The organism is Kitasatospora sp. NPDC004614 (genome assembly GCF_042873675.1).
In the GTDB taxonomy this organism is placed as follows: domain Bacteria; phylum Actinomycetota; class Actinomycetes; order Streptomycetales; family Streptomycetaceae; genus Kitasatospora.
This window is the reverse complement of the sequence record NZ_JBIALR010000013.1, coordinates 15296-36519: the sequence shown is the minus strand read 5'-3', so window position 1 is coordinate 36519 and position 21224 is coordinate 15296. Positions and strand designations below refer to the sequence as shown.

Sequence of the window (21224 nt, the reverse complement as noted above, 5' to 3'; positions counted from 1 at the left end):
GGGCGGCGGACCGGTCGACGGAGACCGGTCGCCGCCCCTCGCCATAGGTCGAGGAAGTTCCGCACATGTCTCGCTCCGCACACCCCGCAGGTCCCCGGCACGGCGACGTGCTGCCCGAGGGTCACTACCAGGCCCCGCCCGCCGACCTGAACGCCCTCGACCCGAAGATCTGGTCGCGCACCGTCACCCGTGACGCGGACGGCGTCGCCACCGTCGGCGGCGTCGATGTCCGCACCCTGGCCGCCGAGTTCGGCACCCCCGCGTACGTGCTGGACGAGGCCGACTTCCGGGCCCGCGCCCGGGCCTGGCGGGACGCGTTCGGCGACGACGCGGACGTGTACTACGCGGGCAAGGCGTTCCTGTCCAAGGCCGTGGTGCGCTGGCTGCACGAGGAGGGCCTCAACGTCGACGTGTGCTCCTCGGGCGAGCTGCAGGTCGCGCTGGCGGCCGGCATGCCGGGGGAGCGGATCGCGCTGCACGGCAACAACAAGTCGGTGCGGGAGCTGGAGCAGGCCGTGCGGGCCGGCGTCGGGCACATCGTGGTCGACTCGTTCCAGGAGATCGACCGCCTGGCGGAGATCGCCGCGGCGCGGGGCGTCCGCCAGCCGGTGCTGATCCGGATCACCGTCGGCGTCGAGGCGCACACCCACGAGTTCATCGCCACCGCCCACGAGGACCAGAAGTTCGGCCTCTCGCTCTCCGGCGGCCTGGCCGCCGAGGCGGTCCGCCGGGTGCTGGCCAAGCCCTCGCTGGAGCTGCGCGGCATCCACTCGCACATCGGCTCGCAGATCTTCGACTTCGCCGGTTTCGAGGTCGCCGCCCGCCGGGTGGTCGGCCTGCTCGCCGAGGTCCGCGACGAGCACGGCGTCGAACTGCCGGAGATCGACCTCGGCGGCGGCCTCGGCATCGCGTACACCCCCGACGACGATCCGCGCGAGCCCGCTGAGATCGCCGTCTCGCTCGGTGAGATCGTCCGACGCGAGTGCACGGCAGCACAGTTGACGGCCCCTCGGATCTCGGTGGAGCCCGGCCGGGCGATCGTCGGCCCGACCGCTTTCACGCTGTACGAGGTCGGCACCGTCAAGCACCTGGAGGGCCTGCGCACCTACGTCAGCGTGGACGGCGGCATGTCCGACAACATCCGCACCGCGCTGTACGACGCCGAGTACTCGGTGGCGCTGGTCTCCCGCACCAGCGAGGCCGAACCGATGCTGGTCAGGGTGGTCGGCAAGCACTGCGAGTCCGGCGACATCGTGGTCCGGGACGCCTTCCTGCCCGCAGACCTGGCGCCCGGCGACCTGATCGCGGTGCCCGCCACCGGCGCCTACTGCCGGTCGATGGCGAGCAACTACAACCACGCCCTCAAGCCCCCCGTGCTGGCCGTCGCGGACGGTGCGGCCCGGGTGATCGTCCGCCGCGAAACGGAGGAGGATCTCCTGCGGCTCGATATCGGCTGACGAAATTTTCGTCTCAGAACGTGGACCAGCCGTAGATCCGTGCGGAAAGTCCCGGAGACTGGTGGGGACAGGAAAGCCCCCGGGGGAACCGAATCACCCCGGCGGGGACCGAAGAATGCAGAGCGGAGTCGGATGATGCGTACGCGCCCGCTGAAGGTGGCGTTGCTGGGCTGTGGTGTGGTGGGCTCCGAGGTGGCGCGCATCATGACGACGACAGCCGACGACCTCGCCGCGCGCATCGGCGCCCCGGTGGAGCTCGCCGGCATCGCGGTACGGCGGGCCGGGCGCCCCCGTCCCGGGGTGCCCGAGCACCTGCTCACCACCGACGCCGAGGCCCTGGTCGGCCGCGACGACATCGACGTGGTGATCGAGGTCGTGGGCGGCATCGAGCCGTCCAAATCGCTGATCCTGAAAGCCTTCCAGGGCGGCGCCTCGGTGGTCTCCGCCAACAAGGCACTGCTCGCCAAGGACGGCGCCGAACTGCACGCCGCGGCCGCCGAGGCCGGCGTCGACCTCTACTACGAGGCCGCGGTGGCCGGCGCCATCCCGCTGCTGCGCCCGCTGCGCGAGTCGCTGGCCGGCGACAAGGTGAACCGGGTGCTGGGCATCGTCAACGGCACCACCAACTTCATCCTCGACAAGATGGACTCCACCGGCGCCGGGTACTCCGAAGCGCTGGAGGAGGCCACCGCGCTGGGCTACGCCGAGGCCGACCCGACCGCCGACGTGGAGGGCTTCGACGCCGCCGCGAAGGCCGCCATCCTGGCCGGCATCGCCTTCCACACCAAGGTGACCGCCGCGGACGTCTACCGCGAGGGCATCACCGAGGTCTCCGCCGCCGACATCGCCTCCGCCAAGGAGATGGGCTGCGTGGTCAAGCTGCTTGCGATCTGCGAGCGCTCCGCAGACGGCAGCTCGGTCACCGCCCGGGTGCACCCGGCGATGATCCCGCTCAGCCACCCGCTGGCCTCCGTCCGCGAGGCCTACAACGCGGTGTTCGTCGAGGCCGAGGCGGCCGGCCGGCTGATGTTCTACGGACCCGGCGCGGGCGGCTCGCCGACCGCCTCCGCGGTCCTCGGCGACCTGGTCGCGGTCTGCCGCAACAAGGTCAACGGCACCACCGGCCCCGGCGACTCGGTCTACACCCAGCTGCCCGCCAAGCCGATGGACCAGGTGGTCACCCGCTACCACGTCAGCCTCGACGTGGACGACCGGGCCGGCGTGCTCGCTCAGGTCGCCTCGGTCTTCGCCGAGCACGGCGTCTCCATCGACACCGTGCGCCAGCAGGGCCGCGACGGCGACGCCGCACTCGTCGTGGTCACCCACCGCGCCACCGACGCCGCCCTGTCGGCGACGGTCGACAAGCTCCGCGCACTGGACAGCGTGCGCGACGTGGCCAGCATCATGCGGGTCGAAGGGGAGTAGGAAGAACCATGAACGCCGAAAACGCTGCCCGAGGCACCCACACCCACCAGTGGCGCGGCCTCATCGAGGAGTACCGCGACCGCCTCCCGGTCACCGACTCCACCCCCGTGGTCACCCTGCTCGAGGGCGGCACGCCCCTCGTCCCCGCCCAGGTGCTCTCCGAGCGCACCGGCTGCGAGGTCTACCTCAAGGTCGAAGGCGCCAACCCGACCGGCTCCTTCAAGGACCGCGGGATGACCATGGCCATCTCCAAGGCCAAGGAGGACGGCGCCCAGGCCGTCATCTGCGCCTCCACCGGCAACACCTCCGCCTCCGCCGCCGCCTACGCGGTCCGGGCCGGCATGGTGTCCGCCGTGCTCGTCCCGCAGGGCAAGATCGCCCTCGGCAAGATGGGCCAGGCGCTGGTGCACGGCGCGAAGATCCTCCAGGTGGACGGCAACTTCGACGACTGCCTGACCCTCGCTCGCGAACTCTCCGAGAAGTACCCGGTCGCCCTGGTCAACTCGGTCAACCCGGTGCGCATCGAGGGCCAGAAGACCGCCGCCTTCGAGATCGTCGACATGCTCGGCGACGCCCCCGACATCCACGTCCTCCCGGTCGGCAACGCCGGCAACATCACCGCCTACTGGCGGGGCTACCGCGAATACGCGGCCGACGGCCTTTCCACCAAGACCCCGCGGATGTGGGGCTTCCAGGCGGCCGGCTCCGCCCCCATCGTGGACGGCGCCCCGGTGCTCAAGCCGCAGACCATCGCCACCGCGATCCGGATCGGCAATCCCGCCTCCTGGGACTTCGCGCTGGCCGCCCGGGACGAGTCCGGCGGCCTGATCGACAAGGTGACGGACCGCCAGATCCTGTCCGCCTACCGCCTGTTGGCCGCGCAGGAGGGCGTCTTCGTGGAGCCCGCCTCGGCCGCCTCGGTGGCCGGCCTGCTCGCCAAGGCCGAGGCCGGACTGGTCGACCCCGGCCAGCGGATCGTCTGCACCGTCACCGGCAACGGCCTCAAGGACCCGGACTGGGCGGTGGCCGGCGCGCCGCAGCCGCAGATCGTCCCGATCGACCCCGAGACGGCCGCCCGCAGCCTCGGCCTGCTTGCTTGACACTGCGTCAACGCCCTTGAGCGGCGGGCCTGATCGGGCCCGCCGCTCAACCGCATCTGCACTGCTTTCAGGTCATCCGGCCGGCGCTTTTCCGCTTCTTGTGGCAACACGGAAGATCCGGGCCGGGCAGGGTGTACCGCTCTGGAACCTCTCTTCGATACGCTGGACCCCGGCGGGCCGCGCCATGCTGCGCGCTCCCTTCGACCAACCCGCCGTCGTACCACCGCAGGCCCCGTCGTCCGGGCCGCCCCCACTTTTCAGGAGTGTCCACCGCATGGCCGGTCCCGCGTTCCGCGCCGCCGCCGTCCGGGTCCGCGTTCCCGCGACCAGCGCCAACCTCGGCCCCGGCTTCGACGCTTTCGGCCTCGCCCTCGGGCTCTACGACGACGTGGTGGTCCGGGTCGCCGACTCCGGCCTGAGCGTGGACATCGCCGGCGAGGGCGCCGACACCCTGCCCCGCGACGAGCGCCACCTGCTGGTCCGCTCGCTGCGCGCCGCCTTCGACCGGCTCGGCGGACAGCCCCGCGGCCTCGAAGTGGTCTGCGCCAACCGCATACCGCACGGCCGCGGCCTGGGCTCCTCGTCCGCGGCGATCTGCGCCGGCATCGTCGCCGCCCGCGCGGTCACCATCGGCGGCGCCTCCGCCCTCGACGACGACGCGCTGCTCGCCCTCGCCTCCGAGCTGGAGGGCCACCCCGACAACGTCGCGGCCTGCCTGCGCGGCAACTTCACCGTCGCCTGGACCGAGGACGGCACCGCCCGCACCATCACGCTCGACCCCTCCGACCGAGTGGTTCCGGTCGTCTTCGTGCCCTCGACCGAGGTGCTCACCGAAACGGCGCGCGGTCTCCTCCCCAAGACCGTTCCGCTCTCCGACGCCGCCGTCAACGCCGGCCGTGCCGCACTGCTGGTCGAGGCGCTCACCCGCCGCCCCGAACTGCTGCTCACCGCCACCGAGGACCGCCTGCACCAGGACTACCGGGCCTCCGCCATGCCCGACAGCGCCGCCCTGGTCGCCACGCTGCGCGCCGAGGGCGTGCCGGCCGTCATCTCGGGTGCCGGACCGACGGTGCTCGCCCTCGCCGACGAGGCCGGCGCGGAGAAGCTGCTCAACTTCGCGGGGCCGCAGTTCGCGGCGCACCGGCTGGAGCTCGACCGCACCGGCGCGACGGTTCTTCCGCTCGACATGTGAGACGGACACGATTGACAAACAAAGGGCTGGGGAATGTGTCAGGGGGTCGGTAGTGTTAACCTCATTGCTGCACCAGATGCCCTCCGGGGCCCGGTGCGACGCATCCCGATCCCGTTCCCCCGTCCGCACGGGGGCCGGAAGCTCGGGATCACGATTCTCCGGGAGCCCGCCACACTGCGTACGCAGCCTGCCTGCGCAACTGCGGCCCATCCCGAAGCCGTGACGGCACCAGACTCCCACCCGCAGCCTCTGCACTGAGGCCTGGCCGGGCGGGGCCCGAACTGCCGCCGCGCGACGGGGGCCCGGGCATCAACAGGCGCAGCGAGGTCGGTACCGGCCGTCCGCGCCACCTTCGCACCACAGTGCACCGCACTTCGCAGCTCCCCGGAAGGACCAGCCTTCCGCGGGAATCCAGCCCCTGACCAGCGCACAGAGATGTTGGACAGGACAGCACAACCGGTCGCCGTGCCAGACAGGCCGACGTCCGCTCCAGGGAAGGACCCTTAGTGAGCGACACCACCGATCTGATGGGCGCGCGCCCGGACGCCGAGGCGTCGGACGCAGCCGCCGCCCCCGCGGCTCCGGCGCGACGCCGTCGTACCGCTGCCGCCGGCCTGGACGGCCTGGTCCTGGCCGAGCTCCAGAAGCTCGCCTCGACCCTCGGGATCAGCGGTACCGGACGGATGCGCAAGAGCCAGCTGATCGAGGCCATCAAGGAGAAGAGCGGCGGAGACCCGCTGCTCGCGGGCGGCTCCGCCCCCGCCGCTCCGGCCGCCAAGAAGGCCGCCAAGTCGGCTGCTCCCGCCGCCGAGGCCGCTCCGGCCGCCGCGGAGGAGAAGGAGAAGCCGGCCCGCCGCGCCCGCACCGCCGCCGCCACCGAGCCGCAGCCGCAGGCGCAGATCGAGATCCCGGTGCAGGCCGCCGCCGACACCGCGGCCGCCACCACCCGGACCGAGCGTCCGCGCCGCCGCGCCACCGCCGCCGCCGGTGCGCCGACCGCCGAGGCTGCGGCCACCACCACCGAGCAGGCCCAGCCGGCCGCCGAGGCCAAGGCCGAGGGCCAGCGCCAGGCCGCCGAGGGCGAGGGCCGTTCCGAGCGCCGCGAGCGCCGGGACCGCCGCGACCGCCGCGAGGGCGGCGAGCGCACCGAGCGTGCCGAGCGCACCGAGACCGCCGCGGCCGACAGCGACGGCGAACTGCGCGAGTCCCGCCGGGACCGCCGCAACCGCCGTGAGCGCGACCGCGCCGACCGGCAGCAGGGCGGCGGCCAGCAGCAGGACGGCGGCCAGTCCCGCCAGCAGGGCCAGCAGCAGGGCCAGAGCCAGGGCCAGCAGCAGGGCGGCAGCGCCCAGCAGCAGGGCGGCTACGACGACGACGAGTTCGGCGACGGCCGCCGCGGCCGTCGTGGCCGCTACCGCGACCGCCGGGGCCGTCGCCGCGACGGCTTCGAGGGCACGACCGGCCCCGAGGTCCCGCTGAGCGACGACGACGTCCTGATCCCGGTCGCGGGCATCCTGGACATCCTCGACAACTACGCGTTCGTCCGGACCTCCGGCTACCTGCCCGGCCAGAACGACGTCTACGTCTCGCTGGCCCAGGTCCGCAAGCACGGCCTGCGCAAGGGTGACGCCATCACCGGCGCCGTCCGGCAGCCGAAGGACGGCGAGCGCCGCGAGAAGTTCAACGCCATGGTGCGCCTGGACTCCGTCAACGGCATGGACCCGGACAGCGGCCGCGGCCGCCCCGAGTTCGGCAAGCTGACCCCGCTGTACCCGCAGGAGCGGCTGCGCCTGGAGACCGACCCGGGCGTGCTGACCACCCGGATCATCGACCTGGTGTCGCCGATCGGCAAGGGCCAGCGTGGTCTGATCGTGGCCCCGCCGAAGACCGGTAAGACCATGATCATGCAGGCGATCGCCAACGCGATCACCCACAACAACCCCGAGTGCCACCTGATGGTCGTCCTGGTCGACGAGCGTCCGGAAGAGGTCACCGACATGCAGCGGTCGGTGAAGGGCGAGGTCATCTCCTCGACCTTCGACCGCCCGGCCGAGGACCACACCACCGTCGCCGAGCTCGCCATCGAGCGTGCCAAGCGCCTGGTGGAGCTGGGCCACGACGTGGTGATCCTGCTGGACTCCATCACCCGCCTGGGCCGCGCCTACAACCTGGCCGCGCCCGCCTCCGGCCGCATCCTGTCCGGTGGTGTCGACTCGACCGCGCTGTACCCGCCGAAGAAGTTCTTCGGTGCCGCGCGCAACATCGAGAACGGCGGCTCGCTGACCATCCTGGCCACCGCGCTGGTCGAGACCGGCTCGCGGATGGACGAGGTGATCTTCGAGGAGTTCAAGGGCACCGGCAACATGGAGCTCAAGCTCGACCGGAAGCTCTCGGACAAGCGCATCTTCCCGTCCGTCGACGTGGACGCCTCCGGCACCCGCAAGGAGGAGATCCTGCTCGGCCACGAGGAGCTCTCCATCGTCTGGAAGCTCCGCCGGGTGCTGCACGCCCTGGACTCGCAGCAGGCGATCGAGCTGCTGCTGGACAAGATGAAGCAGACCAAGACGAACGCCGAGTTCCTGATGCAGATCGCCAAGAACACCCCGGGTTCCGGCGACTGATCCGGTAACGCCCTGCTGAGACCCCGTACCGCCGCGCGCGGCGCGGGGTCTCACGCTTTTCTCAGGCGGGGTTCGCAACCCGCTCGCCCTACCGGTGCGTCACTTATGCTCGAAAGGTCGCACTCCAGGTGAAATGAGGCGATATGGCCGAACACCGGAAGACCCGCTTCACGAGTCGACGCGGACTGCGGATCACGCTGTTCGCGCTGGTCGCCGTGCTGTTGCTGGTCGCAGGACTCGGTGGGCTCGCCTACTGGAAGCTGAACCGGAACCTGCACGGCGTCGACATCTCAGGCCAACTGGGCAGTGCCCGGCCGCCCGCGTCCACCGACGGCTCGTTCAACCTGCTGGTGCTCGGCTCCGACTCGCGGGCCGGCGCCAACGGCGACCTGGCCGGTGGTGGCACCGGGGACACCGCCCGCTCCGACACCGCCATGGTGGTGCACGTCAACCAGACGCACACGGCCGCCTCGGTGGTCTCCATACCGCGCGACACCCTGGTCGCCCGGCCCGCCTGCACCGGTCCGGACGGCAAGCCCGTCCCGGCGGTCCACAGCGCGATGTACAACTCGGCGTTCGAGGTCGGCGGACCGGTCTGCGCGGTGAAGACCACCGAGCAGCTCACCGGGATGCGGATGGACCACTTCGTCGAGCTGGATTTCGCCGGCTTCGCCTCGGTGATCGACGCGATCGGCGGGGTGGACGTCACCACCACCGTTCCGATAAGCGACCAGGACAGCGGGCTCCAGCTGCCGGCCGGCACCCATCACCTGGGCGGGCAGCAGGCGCTGGCGTTCGTCCGCACCCGGCACGGCGTCGGCGACGGCAGCGACCTGGGGCGGATCGAGCTCCAGAAGGAGATGGTGAAGGCCATGCTCGGCCGGATCGACGCGCAGGGCCTGGCCACCGATCCGGTGGCGGTGTGGAGCCTCGGCGACAAGCTCACCAAGTCGCTCACCACCGACTCCGACCTGGCCTCGGTGAGCTCGCTGGTGGGCCTGGCGCAGACCCTGAAGCGGATCGGCCCGGATCAGCTGACCATGGTCACACTGCCTGTGACGTACGCCCCCAGCGACCCGAACCGGGTGGCCCCGAAGAACCCGGACGCCCAGCAGCTCTGGGCGGCGCTGCGGGTCGACCAGCCGGTGCCGACCTCGGTGGTCTCCGAGCAGCCCAGCAACCCGGCGGAGGCCTCCCCGTCCGCCCGGGCGTCGATCAGCCCCGGCGCGGCGGCCCTGTACCGGGGCGCGGAATAGCGCAACCCCCCTCCCGGTTTGGGAAGAAGCGGGCAGTGCTGGCACACTGGTCCGTCGGTCCCGGTTCACGTGCGGATGTCCATGTTCGCCGACCCGGTGCCCTCCCGATCAGCTAGGAGAATCCGTTGAAGTCCAACGTTCACCCGGAGTACGTGGTCACCAAGGTGACCTGCACCTGCGGCAACGAGTTCACCACTCGCTCGACCGAGACCAGCGGTGAGATCCGTGCCGAGGTCTGCTCGAACTGCCACCCGTTCTACACCGGCAAGCAGAAGATTCTGGACACCGGTGGCCGCGTGGCCCGCTTCGAGGCGCGCTTCGGCAAGAAGCTTTCCGGCAACAAGTCGGCCTAGCGCTTCCACGGCGCCGGTCTCGGGCGCCCTCGTGTACTGCACGGGGGCGTTCGGGCCGGCGCCGTTCGCGTCTCTCCTGCCCAGCACCCAGGTTGGGCACCCCCTGTTCGGCACTCACGGAAGTAGGACCACCCGATGTTCGAGGCAGTCGAAGAGCTCCTCGTCGAGCACGCCGACCTCGAGAAGAGGCTGGCCGATCCGTCCGTGCACGCCGACCAGGCGAACGCGCGCAAGCTGGCCAAGCGGTACGCCGAGCTGACCCCGATCACCCGGACCTACCTGGCCTGGAAGCAGGCCGGCGAGGACATCGTCGCCGCGCGTGAACTCGCCGCCGAGGACCCGGACTTCATCGCCGAGGCGAAGGCGTCCGAGGCGCAGCAGGCGGAGCTCACCGAGGAGCTGCGGCTGCTGCTGGTGCCGCGCGACCCCAACGACGACAAGGACGTCATCCTGGAGGTCAAGGCGGGTGAGGGCGGCGAGGAGTCCGCGCTGTTCGCCGGTGACCTGCTGCGGATGTACCTGCGGTACGCGGAGCGGGTCGGCTGGAAGACCGAGATCATCGACGCCAACGAGTCCGACCTCGGCGGCTACAAGGACGTCTCGGTGGCCGTGAAGACCAAGGGCAACGCGGAGCCCGGCCACGGTGTCTGGGCGCAGCTGAAGTACGAGGGCGGCGTGCACCGGGTGCAGCGGGTGCCCGCGACCGAGTCGCAGGGCCGCATCCACACCTCCGCCGCGGGCGTGCTGGTCACCCCGGAGGCCGAGGAGGTCGAGGTGGAGATCCACGCCAACGACCTGCGGATCGACGTCTACCGCTCCTCCGGCCCGGGCGGGCAGTCGGTCAACACCACCGACTCCGCGGTCCGGATCACCCACCTGCCGACCGGTATCGTCGCGTCCTGCCAGAACGAGAAGAGCCAGCTGCAGAACAAGGAGCAGGCGATGCGCATCCTGCGTTCGCGGCTGCTGGCCGCCGCGCAGGAGGAGGCCGAGCGGGAGGCGTCCGACGCCCGCCGCAGCCAGGTCCGCACGGTCGACCGCTCCGAACGGATCCGGACGTACAACTTCCCGGAGAACCGCATCTCCGACCACCGCACCGGTTTCAAGTCGTACAACCTGGACCAGGTGCTGGACGGCGACCTGAACGCGGTGATCCAGTCCTGTGTGGACGCCGACGCCGCGGCCAAGCTGGCCGCCGCGCAGGAGAACTGAGCCTAAGGGGCCCGAGGGATGAACCTGCTGCTCGCCGAGGTGGCCCAGGCCACCCAGCGCCTGGCCGCGGCCGGCGTACCCTCGCCGCGCTTCGACGCCGAGGAGCTGGCCGCGCACATCCACGGCGTGAAGCGCAGCCAGCTGCACACCGTGCCGGACGGGGACTTCGACGCCCGCTACTGGGAGGCGATCTCCCGCCGCGAGCAGCGCGAGCCGCTGCAGCACATCACCGGGCGGGCGTTCTTCCGCTACCTCGAACTGGAGGTCGGCCCCGGGGTGTTCGTGCCCCGGCCGGAGACCGAGACAGTGGTCGAGTGGGCGATAGAGGCGGTCCGCGCGATGGACGTCGCCGAGCCGCTGGTGGTCGACCTGTGCACCGGCTCCGGGGCGATCGCGCTGGCGCTCGCCCAGGAACTGCCGCGTTCCACGGTGCACGCGTTCGAGCTCGACGAGGGCGCGATCGCCTACACCCGCCGCAACATCGAGGCCAGCCCCGACCGGGCCCGGGTCCACCTGCACCAGGGCGACGCCACCAAGGCGTTCGCCGACGACCGGGCCTGGGACGGCCGGTTCGACCTGGTGATCAGCAACCCGCCGTACATCCCGCTCACCGAGTGGGAGTACGTCGCCCCCGAGGCCCGCGACCACGACCCGCAGATGTCGCTGTTCTCCGGCGAGGACGGCCTGGACACCATCCGCGGCATCGAGCGGGTCGCCGCCCGGCTGCTGCGGCCCGGCGGCGCGGTGGTGATCGAACACGCGGACACCCAGGGCGGCCAGGTCCCGTGGATCTTCCGCGAGGAGGGCGGCTGGACGGACGCCGCCGACCACCGGGACCTGAACAACCGGCCGCGCTTCACAACGGCCCGAAGGGCTTCGTTGTGAACATCGGGCACAGCACAACGGCCCGAAGGGCTTCGTTGTGAACATCGGGCACAGCACAACGGCCCGGAGGGCTTCGTTGTGAACATCGGGCACAGCACGACGGCCCGGAGGGCTTCGTTGTGAACATCAGGCACGGCACTACTGCCCGTCGCGCTTCGCTGTAGACCACCACTGAATTCACCGGAAGGGGATTGCTCCGATGAGCCGCCGATACGACTGCTCCGACGCCCAGGATCGCGCCAGCGGGCTGCGTGAGGCCGCCACGGCGATCCGCCGCGGGGAGCTGGTGGTGGTGCCGACCGACACGCTGTACGGGATCGCGGCGGACGCGTTCTCGCCGGAGGCGGTCGGCGCGCTGCTGGCGGCCAAGGGGCGCGGGCGGAACATGCCCTCGCCGGTGCTGGTCGGCTCGCCGACCACGCTGCACGGGCTGGTCACCGACTTCTCCGAGCAGGCCTGGGAGCTGGTGGACGCGTTCTGGCCGGGCGGCCTGACCCTGGTGGCCCGGCACCAGCCGTCGCTGCGCTGGGACCTGGGCGAGACCCGGGGCACCGTCGCCGTCCGGATGCCGCTGCACCCGGTCGCGCTGGAGCTGCTGAACGCCACCGGCCCGCTCGCGGTGTCCTCCGCCAACAAGACCGGCGGCCCGTCCCCGTCCACCTGCGACGCGGCCGAGGCGCAACTCGGTGACGCGGTGTCGATCTACCTCGACGGCGGGACGGCCGACTACGCCACGGCCTCCACCATCGTCGACGTCACCGGCAAGGTGCCGGTGGTGCTGCGGGCGGGCGCGATCAGCGTCGAGCAGCTGAGGGAGGTCGCTCCGGACGTCGAGGCCGGCAGTTGACCGCCGCCCCGTTGTACGGAGCGGGGAGTGCCCTGGCGCCGTTCCCGGCGTCCGGGCCGCTCCCGCTGGACACCTTCAAGATCCTGTTCGTCTGCACCGGCAACATCTGCCGCTCCCCGATCGCCGAGCGCCTGGCACGGTTGGAGCTGGACTCCCGGCTGGGCGCCCGGGTGGGCGGCCGGATCGTCGTGGAGAGCGCCGGGACCTGGGGCCACGAGGGCGCCCCGATGGAGGCGCACGCGGCCACCGTGCTGGGTGAGTACGGCGCGGACAGCGCCGGCTTCGCCGGGCGGGAGCTGCTCGACGAACACGTGATCGACGCCGACCTGGTGCTGACCGCGACCCTGGACCACCGCGCGCAGGTGATCTCGATGGGACACGCGGCGGGTCTGCGCACCTTCACGCTGAAGGAGTTCACCCGGTTGGTGCAAAGGGTCGATCCGCGGACCCTGCCCGACCCCAGGGACGGCGCGCGGCTGACCGAACGCGCCCGCGCGCTGGTCCGCTCGGCCGCCGCCCTGCGCGGCTGGCTGCTGGCCGCCGCACCGGAATGGGATGAGCTGAGGGACCCGTACGGGGCGCCGATCGGCATGTTCCGCAACTGCGGCGAAGAGATATTCGACGCGCTGGACCCGGTGGTGACCGCACTGACCGGCGTGGACCGGTGAGTTGAGCGCCCTCCACTAAAGTTTCGGTGGAGAAGTTGTGAAGCCTGCGTGCGCAGGTGATGCAGGTGACCGGGGCGCGGCCGAAAGGCCCAGTCCCGCGCGTGGGGGCGGGCCCGGTGACAGGGGCCGACCTAGGCTGGAGAGATCTCCGCCCGCACCGGCCCCCTCGCCCTTCGGCTGGGGGACCCCCCACCCGGGAGCCAGCATGACGGTCGCCGATGCCCGACAGACCCACTGGCAGGCCGCCGAGGCCCTGCGCGCGGCGGACCCGCTGACCGCCGACCTGCTCGCCGCCGAGGACGAACGCCGGGCCGATTCCGTGCAGCTGCTGGCCGGCGAGAACCTGGCCACCCCCGCCGTGCTGGCGGCGCTGACCGGCCCGCTGATCGACAAGTACGCCGAGGGCTACCCCGGCCGCCGCCACCACACCGGCTGCGCGCCCGCCGACACCGTCGAGCTGCTGGCGGTCGACCGGGCCCGCGAACTGTTCGCCGCCCCGCACGCCAACGTCCAACCCCGGTCGGCGACTTCGGCCGTGCTGGCGGCCTACGCGGCGCTGCTGCGGCCGGGCGACGCGGTGCTGGCGATGTCGCTGGAGCACGGCGGCCACCTGAGCGCCGGTTCGCGGGCCAACTTCTCCGGCCGCTGGTTCCAGTTCCACGGCTACGGGGTGCGCGAGGAGGACGGCCTGATCGACCTCGACCAGGTCCGCCGGCTGGCCCACGAGCACCGCCCCAAGGCGATCGTCGCGGGTGGCATCTCCTACCCCCGGCACCTGGACTGGGCGGCCTTCCGGGAGATCGCCGACGAGGTGGACGCCTACCTGATCGCCACCGCCGGGCAGAGCGCCGGCCTGGTCGCGGCCGGCCTCGCGCCGTCCCCGGTGCCGTACGCGGACGTCACCGCCGTGGCCACCCACAAGCTGCTGCGCGGCCCGCGCGGCGGCCTGCTGCTGTGCACCGACGAACTGGCGGACCGGATCGACCGCGCGGTGTTCCCGTTCTGCCAGGGCGGGGCGGCGATGAACGAGGTGGCCGCCAAGGCGGTGGCGCTGGCCCAGGCGGCCACCCCCGCCTTCGCCGAGTACGCCCGCCGGGCCGTGGCCGGAGCGCGGGCGCTGGCCGCCGCGCTGGCCGCCGCCGGGGCCGCGCCGCTCACCGGCGGCACCGACACCCACCTGGTGACCGCCGAGGTCGGCGGCCTCGGCCTGACCGGCGTGGAGGCCGAACGCCGTTGCGCCGCAGCGGGGTTGATGCTCGGGAGGTGCGCCGTCCCGTACGACCCGGCGCCGCCCACCGAGACCTCCGGGATCCGGCTCGGCACCGGCACCTGCGCGGCCCAGGGGATGGGGGAGAGCGAGCTCGGCGAGGTCGGTGAGCTGCTCGGGCAGGTGCTGCGCGGGGCCGAGCCGGCGTCGGTGCGGGGCCGGGTCCGGGAGTTGGCGCGGGCCTTCGCCGGGCGCCGCTGAGCATCCGGTGGTCGCGGAGGCGAACCGCGATGCGGGGGCTGGGCGTCGGAGTCAATAAGGTGTGCACCGTGGCGACGCACCTCGAACCCCGAACCTGCGCGGGAGTACCCTGCGTACTCGTCCGTCGGACCGTGACCCTGGAGGCCAGTGGTGCGTGAGTATCTGCTGGTCCTGTTCGTCTCGGCGGCAGTGACCTACCTGCTGGTGGCCCCGGTGCGGAAGTTCGCGATCGCCGCCGGCGCCATGCCCGCGGTCCGGGCGCGTGACGTGCACCGCGAACCGACCCCGCGGCTCGGCGGCATCGCGATGTTCGGCGGCCTGCTGGCCGGCCTGCTGGCGGCGTCCCAACTCACCAACCTGGGGCGGCTGTTCGTACAGAGCGCGGACGTCAAGGCGCTGCTGTCCGGGGCCGGGATCATGTTCGTGCTGGGCGTCCTGGACGACAAGTGGGGCGTGGACGCGCTGGTGAAGCTCGGCGGTCAGATGATCGCGGCCGGCGTGATGGTGTGGCAGGGCGTCACGGTGATCTCCATCCCGGTGCCCGGCTACGGGACGGTCACCTTCACCCCCACCCAGGGCATGCTGATCTCCGTCACGCTGGTGGTCGTGATGGTGAACGCGGTGAACTTCATCGACGGCCTGGACGGCCTGGCGGCGGGCATGGTGTGCATCGCCGCGATCGCGTTCTTCCTGTACTCGTACCGGCTCTGGCTGGGCTACGGGATCAACGACGCCGCTCCCGCCGCGCTGTTCACCGCCGTGCTGATCGGCATGTGCCTGGGCTTCCTGCCGCACAACCTGCACCCGGCGCGGATCTTCATGGGCGACTCAGGCTCGATGATGCTGGGCCTGATGCTGGCCGTCGCCGCGATCTCCATCACCGGCCGCGTCGACCCCGACCTGATCTCGGCCCGGACCGGTTCGCAGACCAGCGCCGTGCACGCCCTGGTGCCGATCTACATCCCGCTGATCCTGCCGCTGACGGTGATCGCGCTGCCGCTGGCGGACCTGCTGCTGGCCGTGGTGCGCCGCACCTGGGCGGGCAAGTCGCCGTTCGCGGCGGACAAGCAGCACCTGCACCACCGGCTGCTGGAGGTCGGGCACTCGCACAGCCGGGCCGTGCTGATCATGTACTTCTGGGCCGCGCTGATCGCCTTCGGCACCGTCGCGGTCTCGATCACCAACACCGGCCGCACGGTCGTCCTGACCATGGCGGGCCTGTGCCTGGTGGGCCTCGCGGTGCTGCTGATGCCGCGCTTCAAGCCGCGCGCCCCGAAGGCCGTTCAGCCGTTCGTGCCGCCCCGCTACCGCAGCAGCGAGCGGGCCGCCGGGCCGGATTCCGTGAAGGCTGCTAAGGACGCGGCCGAGGATGCTGCCGAGGACGCCTCCGAGGTGCCCGCGATGGCCGAGCTGTCGGCCGAGGACAAGGCCCTGCTGGGGCGGATCGGAACGGGGGCGACGGCGTCCGGCCGGCGGGACGAGCGGCAGCCCTGACGCGGTGTCAACTCCCGCTGGGCCGTTCGGATACACCCGTTCGGCGGCACCCGTGGGCCGGGGGTGTGACAGGTGCCACACGTTCATGGTAAAGCTCTCATCAAATAGTTTGTGATACCGTTCACGAGTACCGAGAACACGCCGAAAGACCTGACATGGAGGACTTCCGTCCCTGGTCGGTCTCCCTCGACGGGCTCCGCCCTCAGTGGTGGTCCGCGGCGTGGTTCTCGTCCTTGTACCTCTGCCCCTTGCCACCGACATGCCGCCGGAGCTGCCGACATGCCGTCCCACGACGCCCGGATCCTCCGTGGCGCCGCAATCCCCACTGCGGCCGCCGGAGTGATCGCCATGGCGATCTCCTTCGCCGTTGCCCAGGGGAAGGGCCTGCTCGGCGCCCTGCTGGCAACGGTGGTGGTGATCGGTTTCTTCGGATTCGGCCAGGTCGCACTCGACCGGCTGACCCGGAACAATCCGCAGATGATGATGGCGGCAGCGCTGCTGGTCTACACCACGCAGATCCTGTTGATCGGCATTCTGCTGGCAGTCGCCAAGCACCTCTCGTTCTTCGACCACAAGGTCTTCGGTTTCACCCTGCTCGGGCTCGCGATCATCTGGACGGCGTTCCAGGTGCGCGGCTGGCTCAGGGCGAAGACCTTCTACGTGGAACCCGACGGCAAGTCGAAATCCGGGCGTCAACCGTGAGTGGGGCACACCGTCCCCCTCGCGAGGGGGGCGGTGTTTATGCCCTCCTGACGGGCTGCTATCGTCCGTCCCAACGGCGGAGTGCGGGATGCGGCCAGGTCCCTCCGGGAATCGGACGGATCGCCCCCCAGCTCCACGAAGCTTTCGAAGATCCCGTGGCGTGGATATGCGCCGCGCAGGGTCCGCGAGAAATCCAACTAGTTCCAGTGCCGCACCGTGGCCGCAGGCCACGCCGACACACCGAGGTTGCCGTAACCATGCGTCAGAACGAAGGAGTCTGTGGTGGGTGCTGACGTCCAGCTCGCCTCCGAGGCCGGTTGCCACCTGAACTCCGGCTGCGGCTTCCCGGCCCCCGGCCTGAACGAGTTCGACTTCAAGCCGATCTTCTCGATCGGTAGCGTCGACTTCACCAAGCCGATGCTGCTGTCGATCATCTGCGCACTCCTGGTGGTCGGCTTCTTCTGGGCCGCGTTCGCCAAGCCGAAGCTGCTCCCGGGCAAGCTCCAGCTGGTCGGCGAGATCGGGTACGACTTCGTCAAGCGGAGCATCGTGCTCGAGACGATCGGCAAAAAGGGCGAGAAGTACGTCCCGATGCTGGTCTCGATGTTCTTCTTCGTGTGGATCATGAACATCATGTCCATCATCCCGTTCGCCCAGTTCCCGGTGATGTCGCGCATCGCGTTCCCGGTCGGGCTCGCGGCGATCGTGTGGATCACCTACATGACGCTGACCTTCAAGAAGCACGGCTTCGTCGGCGGTATGAAGAACCTCTGCTGGCCGTCGGGCATCCCCGGCTGGGTCATGTTCATCCTGGTGCCGATCGAGTTCTTCTCGAACATCTTCGTGCGCCCCTTCACCCTCGCGGTCCGAGCCTTCGCGAACATGTTCGCCGGTCACCTGCTGATCGTCGTCTTCTCGGTGGCCTCGTGGTACCTGCTGAGCCCCAGCATCGGCGCCCTGTACGGCTCGGTGTCCTTCGTGGTGGCCGTCGGTCTGACCGGTTTCGAGCTGCTGGTGCAGTTCCTGCAGGCGTACATCTTCGTGATGCTCGCCAGCAGCTACATCGCCGGTGCCCTGGAAGAGGCGCACTGAGCCCCGCGGCCCCGGCCGCGCCCCTGAACTCCCGGTGGCCAACACCCACCGGTATCCCATCCCCGCAAAGGATTAGCTGAGATGTCCGCTCTCGCCGCTGGTGTGTCCGGTTCCGTTGCTTCCATCGGCTACGGCCTCGCTGCGATCGGCCCCGGCATCGGTGTCGGTCTGATCTTCGGTAACGGCGTGCAGGCGATGGCCCGTCAGCCCGAGGCTGCCGGCCTGATCCGCTCCAACATGTTCATCGGCTTCGCCCTGACCGAGGCCCTCGCCCTGATCGGCATCGTCATGCCGTTCGTCTACGGCCAGTGAGCCAGGCGCACCGGTAGTCAATTCCGACGAAAGGTTCTGATATGACCCCCGAGGTTCTCCTCGCGGCTGAAGAGAAGATGAACCCTCTTCTCCCCGCGTGGCCCGAGGTCATCATCGGCCTGCTCTGCTTCTTCATCGTCTTCGGTCTTCTCGGCAAGAAGCTCCTCCCCAGCATCGAGAAGGTGCTGGAGGAGCGCCGCGACTCCATCGAAGGCGGCATGAAGCGCGCGGAGACCGCTCAGGCCGAGGCCCAGGCCCTGCTGGAGCAGTACCGTGCCGAGCTGGCCGAGGCGCGTCACGAGGCCGCTCGGATCACCGAGCACGCCCGTGAGCAGGGCGCTGTCCTGATCGCCGAGATGCGCGAGGAGGGCCAGCGTCAGCGCGAGGCCATCGTCGCCGCCGGCCACGCGCAGATCGACGCCGACAAGAAGCAGGCGACCGCCGCCCTGCGCCAGGACGTGGGCTCGCTGGCCTCCCAGCTGGCCTCCCGCATCGTCGGTGAGTCCCTGGAGGACCACGCCCGCCAGAGCGGTGTCATCGACCGCTTCCTGGACGAGCTGGAGTCCAAGGCCGCCGCTGCCCAGGGTGCGTCCAAGTGATCGGCGCGAGCCGTGAGGCCCTCGCCGCCGGTCGCGAGAACCTCGAGAGCCTGACCGACAACACTTCGGTGGACGCGGCCAAGCTCGCCGAGGAACTCGCCGCCGTCACCGTGCTGCTGGACCGTGAGGTCTCGCTGCGCCGCGTGCTGACCGACCCGTCGCGGTCCGGTGAGGACAAGGCCCAGCTGGTTGCCTCGCTGCTGGCCGGTCAGGTCTCCGGCGAGACCGTCGACCTGGTCTCCGGCCTGGTCCGCTCGCGCTGGTCCGGTTCGCGTGACCTGGCCGACGCGGCCGAGCAGTTGACCGCGTACGCCGAGGTCATCGCCGCCGACAAGGCGGGCGCGCTGGACGATGTCGAGGACGAGCTGTTCCGGTTCGGCCGGGTGGTGGCGGGCTCGCACGAGCTGCGCGCCGCGCTGACCGAGCCGAAGGCCGACAAGGCCGCCAAGACGGCGCTGATCCGCAAGCTGCTCGGCGGCAAGGCCAACGCGGGCACTGTCCGCCTGGTCACCAGCCTGGTCACCGCCCCCCGGGGCCGTAGCCTGGAGGGCGGCCTGGAGTCCTACTCCAAGCTCGCCGCCTCCCGGCGTGGCCGCGTGGTGGCCCTGGTCACCAGCGCTGTGCCGCTGTCGGACCGCCAGAAGGAGCGGCTCGCCGCTGCGCTGGCCGGCCTGCACGGCCGTCCGGTGCACCTGAACATCGACGTGGACCCCGAGGTCCAGGGCGGTGTCCGGGTGCAGATCGGCGACGAGATCATCGACGGCACCGTCGCGAGCCGCCTCGAAGGCGCTCGCCAGGGCCTCGAAGGCTGAGCACCAGCACTATCCGACCCTCGGTCGGGCGTCGGTCCACACCAGGTGGGCCGGCAAAACGTACGGCCGGTTCACCCGACCCGGCCGAGAGTCGAGCACTTGCGGCCCTCAATGGCGGGCCGAGGATCGCAAACTAGGAGAGCAGGGAAGCCTGATGGCGGAGCTTACGATCCGTCCGGAGGAGATCCGGGACGCGCTGGCCGACTTTGTCCAGTCGTACCAGCCGGACGCCGCTTCTGTGGAAGAGGTCGGCAAGGTCACTGACGCGGCGGACGGCATCGCGCATGTCGAGGGCCTGCCCTCGGTCATGGCGAACGAGCTGCTGAAGTTCGAGGACGGCACGCTCGGCCTCGCGCTGAACCTCGACACCCGCGAGATCGGTGTCGTCATCCTCGGTGAGTTCGGCGGCATCGAAGAGGGCCAGACCGTGCGCCGCACCGGCGAGGTCCTCTCGGTTCCGGTCGGCGACGGCTACCTCGGCCGCGTCGTGGACCCGCTGGGCAACCCGATCGACGGCCTGGGCGACATCGCCTCCACCGGCCGTCGTGCCCTGGAGCTGCAGGCCCCCGGCGTCATGGCCCGCAAGTCGGTCAAGCAGCCGCTGCAGACCGGCATCAAGGCCATCGACGCGATGACCCCGATCGGCCGCGGCCAGCGCCAGCTGATCATTGGTGACCGTCAGACCGGCAAGACCGCGGTCGCCGTCGACACCATCATCAACCAGCGCGACAACTGGCGCTCGGGCGACCCGGAGAAGCAGGTCCGCTGCATCTACGTCGCCGTTGGCCAGAAGGGCTCCACCATCGCGTCCGTCCGCGGCGCCCTGGAGGAGGCCGGCGCGCTGGAGTACACCACGATCGTGGCTGCTCCCGCCTCCGACCCGGCCGGCTTCAAGTACCTCGCCCCGTACACCGGTTCGGCCATCGGCCAGGAGTGGATGTACGACGGCAAGCACGTCCTCATCGTCTTCGACGACCTGTCGAAGCAGGCCGAGGCCTACCGCTCCGTCTCCCTGCTGCTGCGCCGCCCGCCGGGCCGCGAGGCCTACCCGGGTGACGTCTTCTACCTGCACTCCCGCCTGCTGGAGCGCTGCGCCAAGCTGAACGACGCCCTCGGCGGCGGCTCGATGACCGGTCTGCCGATCATCGAGACCAAGGCCAACGACGTCTCGGCGTACATCCCGACCAACGTCATCTCCATCACCGACGGCCAGTGCTTCCTGGAGTCCGACCTGTTCAACGCCGGCATCCGCCCGGCCGTGAACGTCGGTATCTCGGTCTCCCGCGTCGGTGGCTCCGCCCAGATCAAGGCCATGAAGTCGGTCGCCGGCCGCCTGCGCCTGGACCTGGCCCAGTACCGCGAGCTGGAGGCGTTCGCCGCCTTCGGTTCCGACCTGGACGCGGCCTCCAAGGCCCAGCTGGAGCGCGGTGCGCGCATGGTCGAGCTGCTGAAGCAGGGCCAGTACCAGCCGTTCGCGGTCGAGGACCAGGTCGTCTCGATCTGGGCCGGCACCACCGGCAAGCTGGACGACGTCCCGGTCGCCGAGATCCGTCGCTTCGAGCGCGAGTTCCTCGACCACCTGCGCCTGGAGCACAAGGGCATCCTGACCGGCATCGCCGAGACCCAGAAGCTCGAGGACGGCACCATCGACGCGCTGACCGCGGCGATCACCTCGTTCAAGCAGGGTTACACCACGGCGGACGGCAAGCTGCTCTCCGAGCAGGCCTGA

19 protein-coding genes are annotated in these 21224 nt (G+C 70.9%); all 19 read left to right on the top strand.

Annotated features, from left to right (window positions below; translation table 11 throughout):
- Positions 1-65: 65 nt before the first annotated feature.
- The 19 genes from lysA to atpA all read left to right on the top strand — a co-directional run bounded on the left by lysA (position 66) and on the right by atpA (position 21224).
- Positions 66-1457, top strand: coding sequence for a diaminopimelate decarboxylase (gene lysA / locus ACFYST_RS24545; protein WP_387865468.1), 1392 nt, complete (start codon positions 66-68; stop codon positions 1455-1457).
- Between the two features lie 132 nt (positions 1458-1589).
- Positions 1590-2882 carry a homoserine dehydrogenase gene (locus ACFYST_RS24540; protein WP_387637308.1) on the top strand — a complete coding sequence of 431 codons (1293 nt, stop codon included), beginning with the start codon at positions 1590-1592 and terminating at the stop codon, positions 2880-2882.
- Between the two features lie 8 nt (positions 2883-2890).
- On the top strand, positions 2891-3982 hold the full coding sequence (thrC, locus tag ACFYST_RS24535) for a threonine synthase (protein WP_387637306.1): 1092 nt from the start codon (positions 2891-2893) through the stop codon (positions 3980-3982).
- 274 nt (positions 3983-4256) lie between these two features.
- Entirely contained in the window at positions 4257-5174 is a 918-nt protein-coding gene (thrB, locus tag ACFYST_RS24530) for a homoserine kinase (protein ID WP_387637304.1), read from the top strand.
- Between the two features lie 506 nt (positions 5175-5680).
- A complete protein-coding gene (gene rho / locus ACFYST_RS24525) occupies positions 5681-7795 on the top strand; it encodes a transcription termination factor Rho (RefSeq protein ID WP_387865465.1) in 2115 nt (704 codons plus the stop codon).
- A 143-nt stretch (positions 7796-7938) separates the two neighbouring features.
- Positions 7939-9051: an LCP family protein gene (locus tag ACFYST_RS24520; RefSeq protein ID WP_387865463.1), complete on the top strand. Its 1113-nt coding sequence runs from the start codon at positions 7939-7941 to the stop codon at positions 9049-9051.
- Positions 9052-9176: 125 nt separating this feature from the next.
- On the top strand, positions 9177-9404 hold the full coding sequence (gene rpmE / locus ACFYST_RS24515) for a 50S ribosomal protein L31 (RefSeq protein WP_035866123.1): 228 nt from the start codon (positions 9177-9179) through the stop codon (positions 9402-9404).
- Between the two features lie 135 nt (positions 9405-9539).
- Complete coding sequence (gene prfA / locus ACFYST_RS24510; protein WP_387637297.1) at positions 9540-10616, top strand: peptide chain release factor 1; 1077 nt, start codon at positions 9540-9542, stop codon at positions 10614-10616.
- Positions 10617-10634: 18 nt separating this feature from the next.
- On the top strand, positions 10635-11501 hold the full coding sequence (gene prmC / locus ACFYST_RS24505) for a peptide chain release factor N(5)-glutamine methyltransferase (protein WP_043916027.1): 867 nt from the start codon (positions 10635-10637) through the stop codon (positions 11499-11501).
- Between the two features lie 199 nt (positions 11502-11700).
- A complete protein-coding gene (locus ACFYST_RS24500; RefSeq protein WP_387637294.1) occupies positions 11701-12348 on the top strand; it encodes an L-threonylcarbamoyladenylate synthase in 648 nt (215 codons plus the stop codon).
- Positions 12349-12380: 32 nt separating this feature from the next.
- A complete protein-coding gene (locus ACFYST_RS24495; RefSeq protein ID WP_387638843.1) occupies positions 12381-13016 on the top strand; it encodes a protein-tyrosine-phosphatase in 636 nt (211 codons plus the stop codon).
- 205 nt (positions 13017-13221) lie between these two features.
- A complete protein-coding gene (glyA, locus tag ACFYST_RS24490) occupies positions 13222-14484 on the top strand; it encodes a serine hydroxymethyltransferase (RefSeq protein WP_387637292.1) in 1263 nt (420 codons plus the stop codon).
- A gap of 150 nt (positions 14485-14634) precedes the next feature.
- Complete coding sequence (locus ACFYST_RS24485) at positions 14635-15978, top strand: glycosyltransferase family 4 protein (RefSeq protein WP_387865460.1); 1344 nt, start codon at positions 14635-14637, stop codon at positions 15976-15978.
- 279 nt (positions 15979-16257) lie between these two features.
- On the top strand, positions 16258-16680 hold the full coding sequence (locus ACFYST_RS24480; RefSeq protein ID WP_387637286.1) for a hypothetical protein: 423 nt from the start codon (positions 16258-16260) through the stop codon (positions 16678-16680).
- A gap of 279 nt (positions 16681-16959) precedes the next feature.
- On the top strand, positions 16960-17772 hold the full coding sequence (gene atpB / locus ACFYST_RS24475; protein WP_387637284.1) for a F0F1 ATP synthase subunit A: 813 nt from the start codon (positions 16960-16962) through the stop codon (positions 17770-17772).
- Between the two features lie 81 nt (positions 17773-17853).
- Positions 17854-18084 (top strand): ATP synthase F0 subunit C, encoded by a 231-nt coding sequence (atpE, locus tag ACFYST_RS24470; protein WP_100588007.1) that lies wholly within the window; start codon positions 17854-17856, stop codon positions 18082-18084.
- Between the two features lie 41 nt (positions 18085-18125).
- Complete coding sequence (locus ACFYST_RS24465) at positions 18126-18683, top strand: F0F1 ATP synthase subunit B (RefSeq protein WP_387637282.1); 558 nt, start codon at positions 18126-18128, stop codon at positions 18681-18683.
- On the top strand, positions 18680-19495 hold the full coding sequence (locus ACFYST_RS24460) for a F0F1 ATP synthase subunit delta (RefSeq protein WP_387637279.1): 816 nt from the start codon (positions 18680-18682) through the stop codon (positions 19493-19495). The genes ACFYST_RS24465 and ACFYST_RS24460 overlap by 4 nt, the downstream gene beginning before the upstream one ends.
- Before the next feature lie 154 nt (positions 19496-19649).
- Entirely contained in the window at positions 19650-21224 is a 1575-nt protein-coding gene (gene atpA / locus ACFYST_RS24455) for a F0F1 ATP synthase subunit alpha (RefSeq protein WP_043916035.1), read from the top strand.

What these genes read in the sequence shown, in the direction of transcription:
- lysA (WP_387865468.1), top strand. Translation starts at nt 66, where the DNA reads ATGTCTCGCTCCGCACACCCCGCAGGTCCCCGGCACGGCGACGTGCTG.
- ACFYST_RS24540 (WP_387637308.1), top strand. Translation starts at nt 1,590, where the DNA reads ATGATGCGTACGCGCCCGCTGAAGGTGGCGTTGCTGGGCTGTGGTGTG.
- thrC (WP_387637306.1), top strand. Translation starts at nt 2,891, where the DNA reads ATGAACGCCGAAAACGCTGCCCGAGGCACCCACACCCACCAGTGGCGC.
- thrB (WP_387637304.1), top strand. Translation starts at nt 4,257, where the DNA reads ATGGCCGGTCCCGCGTTCCGCGCCGCCGCCGTCCGGGTCCGCGTTCCC.
- ACFYST_RS24520 (WP_387865463.1), top strand. Translation starts at nt 7,939, where the DNA reads ATGGCCGAACACCGGAAGACCCGCTTCACGAGTCGACGCGGACTGCGG.
- prfA (WP_387637297.1), top strand. Translation starts at nt 9,540, where the DNA reads ATGTTCGAGGCAGTCGAAGAGCTCCTCGTCGAGCACGCCGACCTCGAG.
- prmC (WP_043916027.1), top strand. Translation starts at nt 10,635, where the DNA reads ATGAACCTGCTGCTCGCCGAGGTGGCCCAGGCCACCCAGCGCCTGGCC.
- ACFYST_RS24500 (WP_387637294.1), top strand. Translation starts at nt 11,701, where the DNA reads ATGAGCCGCCGATACGACTGCTCCGACGCCCAGGATCGCGCCAGCGGG.
- glyA (WP_387637292.1), top strand. Translation starts at nt 13,222, where the DNA reads ATGACGGTCGCCGATGCCCGACAGACCCACTGGCAGGCCGCCGAGGCC.
- ACFYST_RS24480 (WP_387637286.1), top strand. Translation starts at nt 16,258, where the DNA reads ATGCCGTCCCACGACGCCCGGATCCTCCGTGGCGCCGCAATCCCCACT.
- atpE (WP_100588007.1), top strand. Translation starts at nt 17,854, where the DNA reads ATGTCCGCTCTCGCCGCTGGTGTGTCCGGTTCCGTTGCTTCCATCGGC.
- ACFYST_RS24465 (WP_387637282.1), top strand. Translation starts at nt 18,126, where the DNA reads ATGACCCCCGAGGTTCTCCTCGCGGCTGAAGAGAAGATGAACCCTCTT.
- atpA (WP_043916035.1), top strand. Translation starts at nt 19,650, where the DNA reads ATGGCGGAGCTTACGATCCGTCCGGAGGAGATCCGGGACGCGCTGGCC.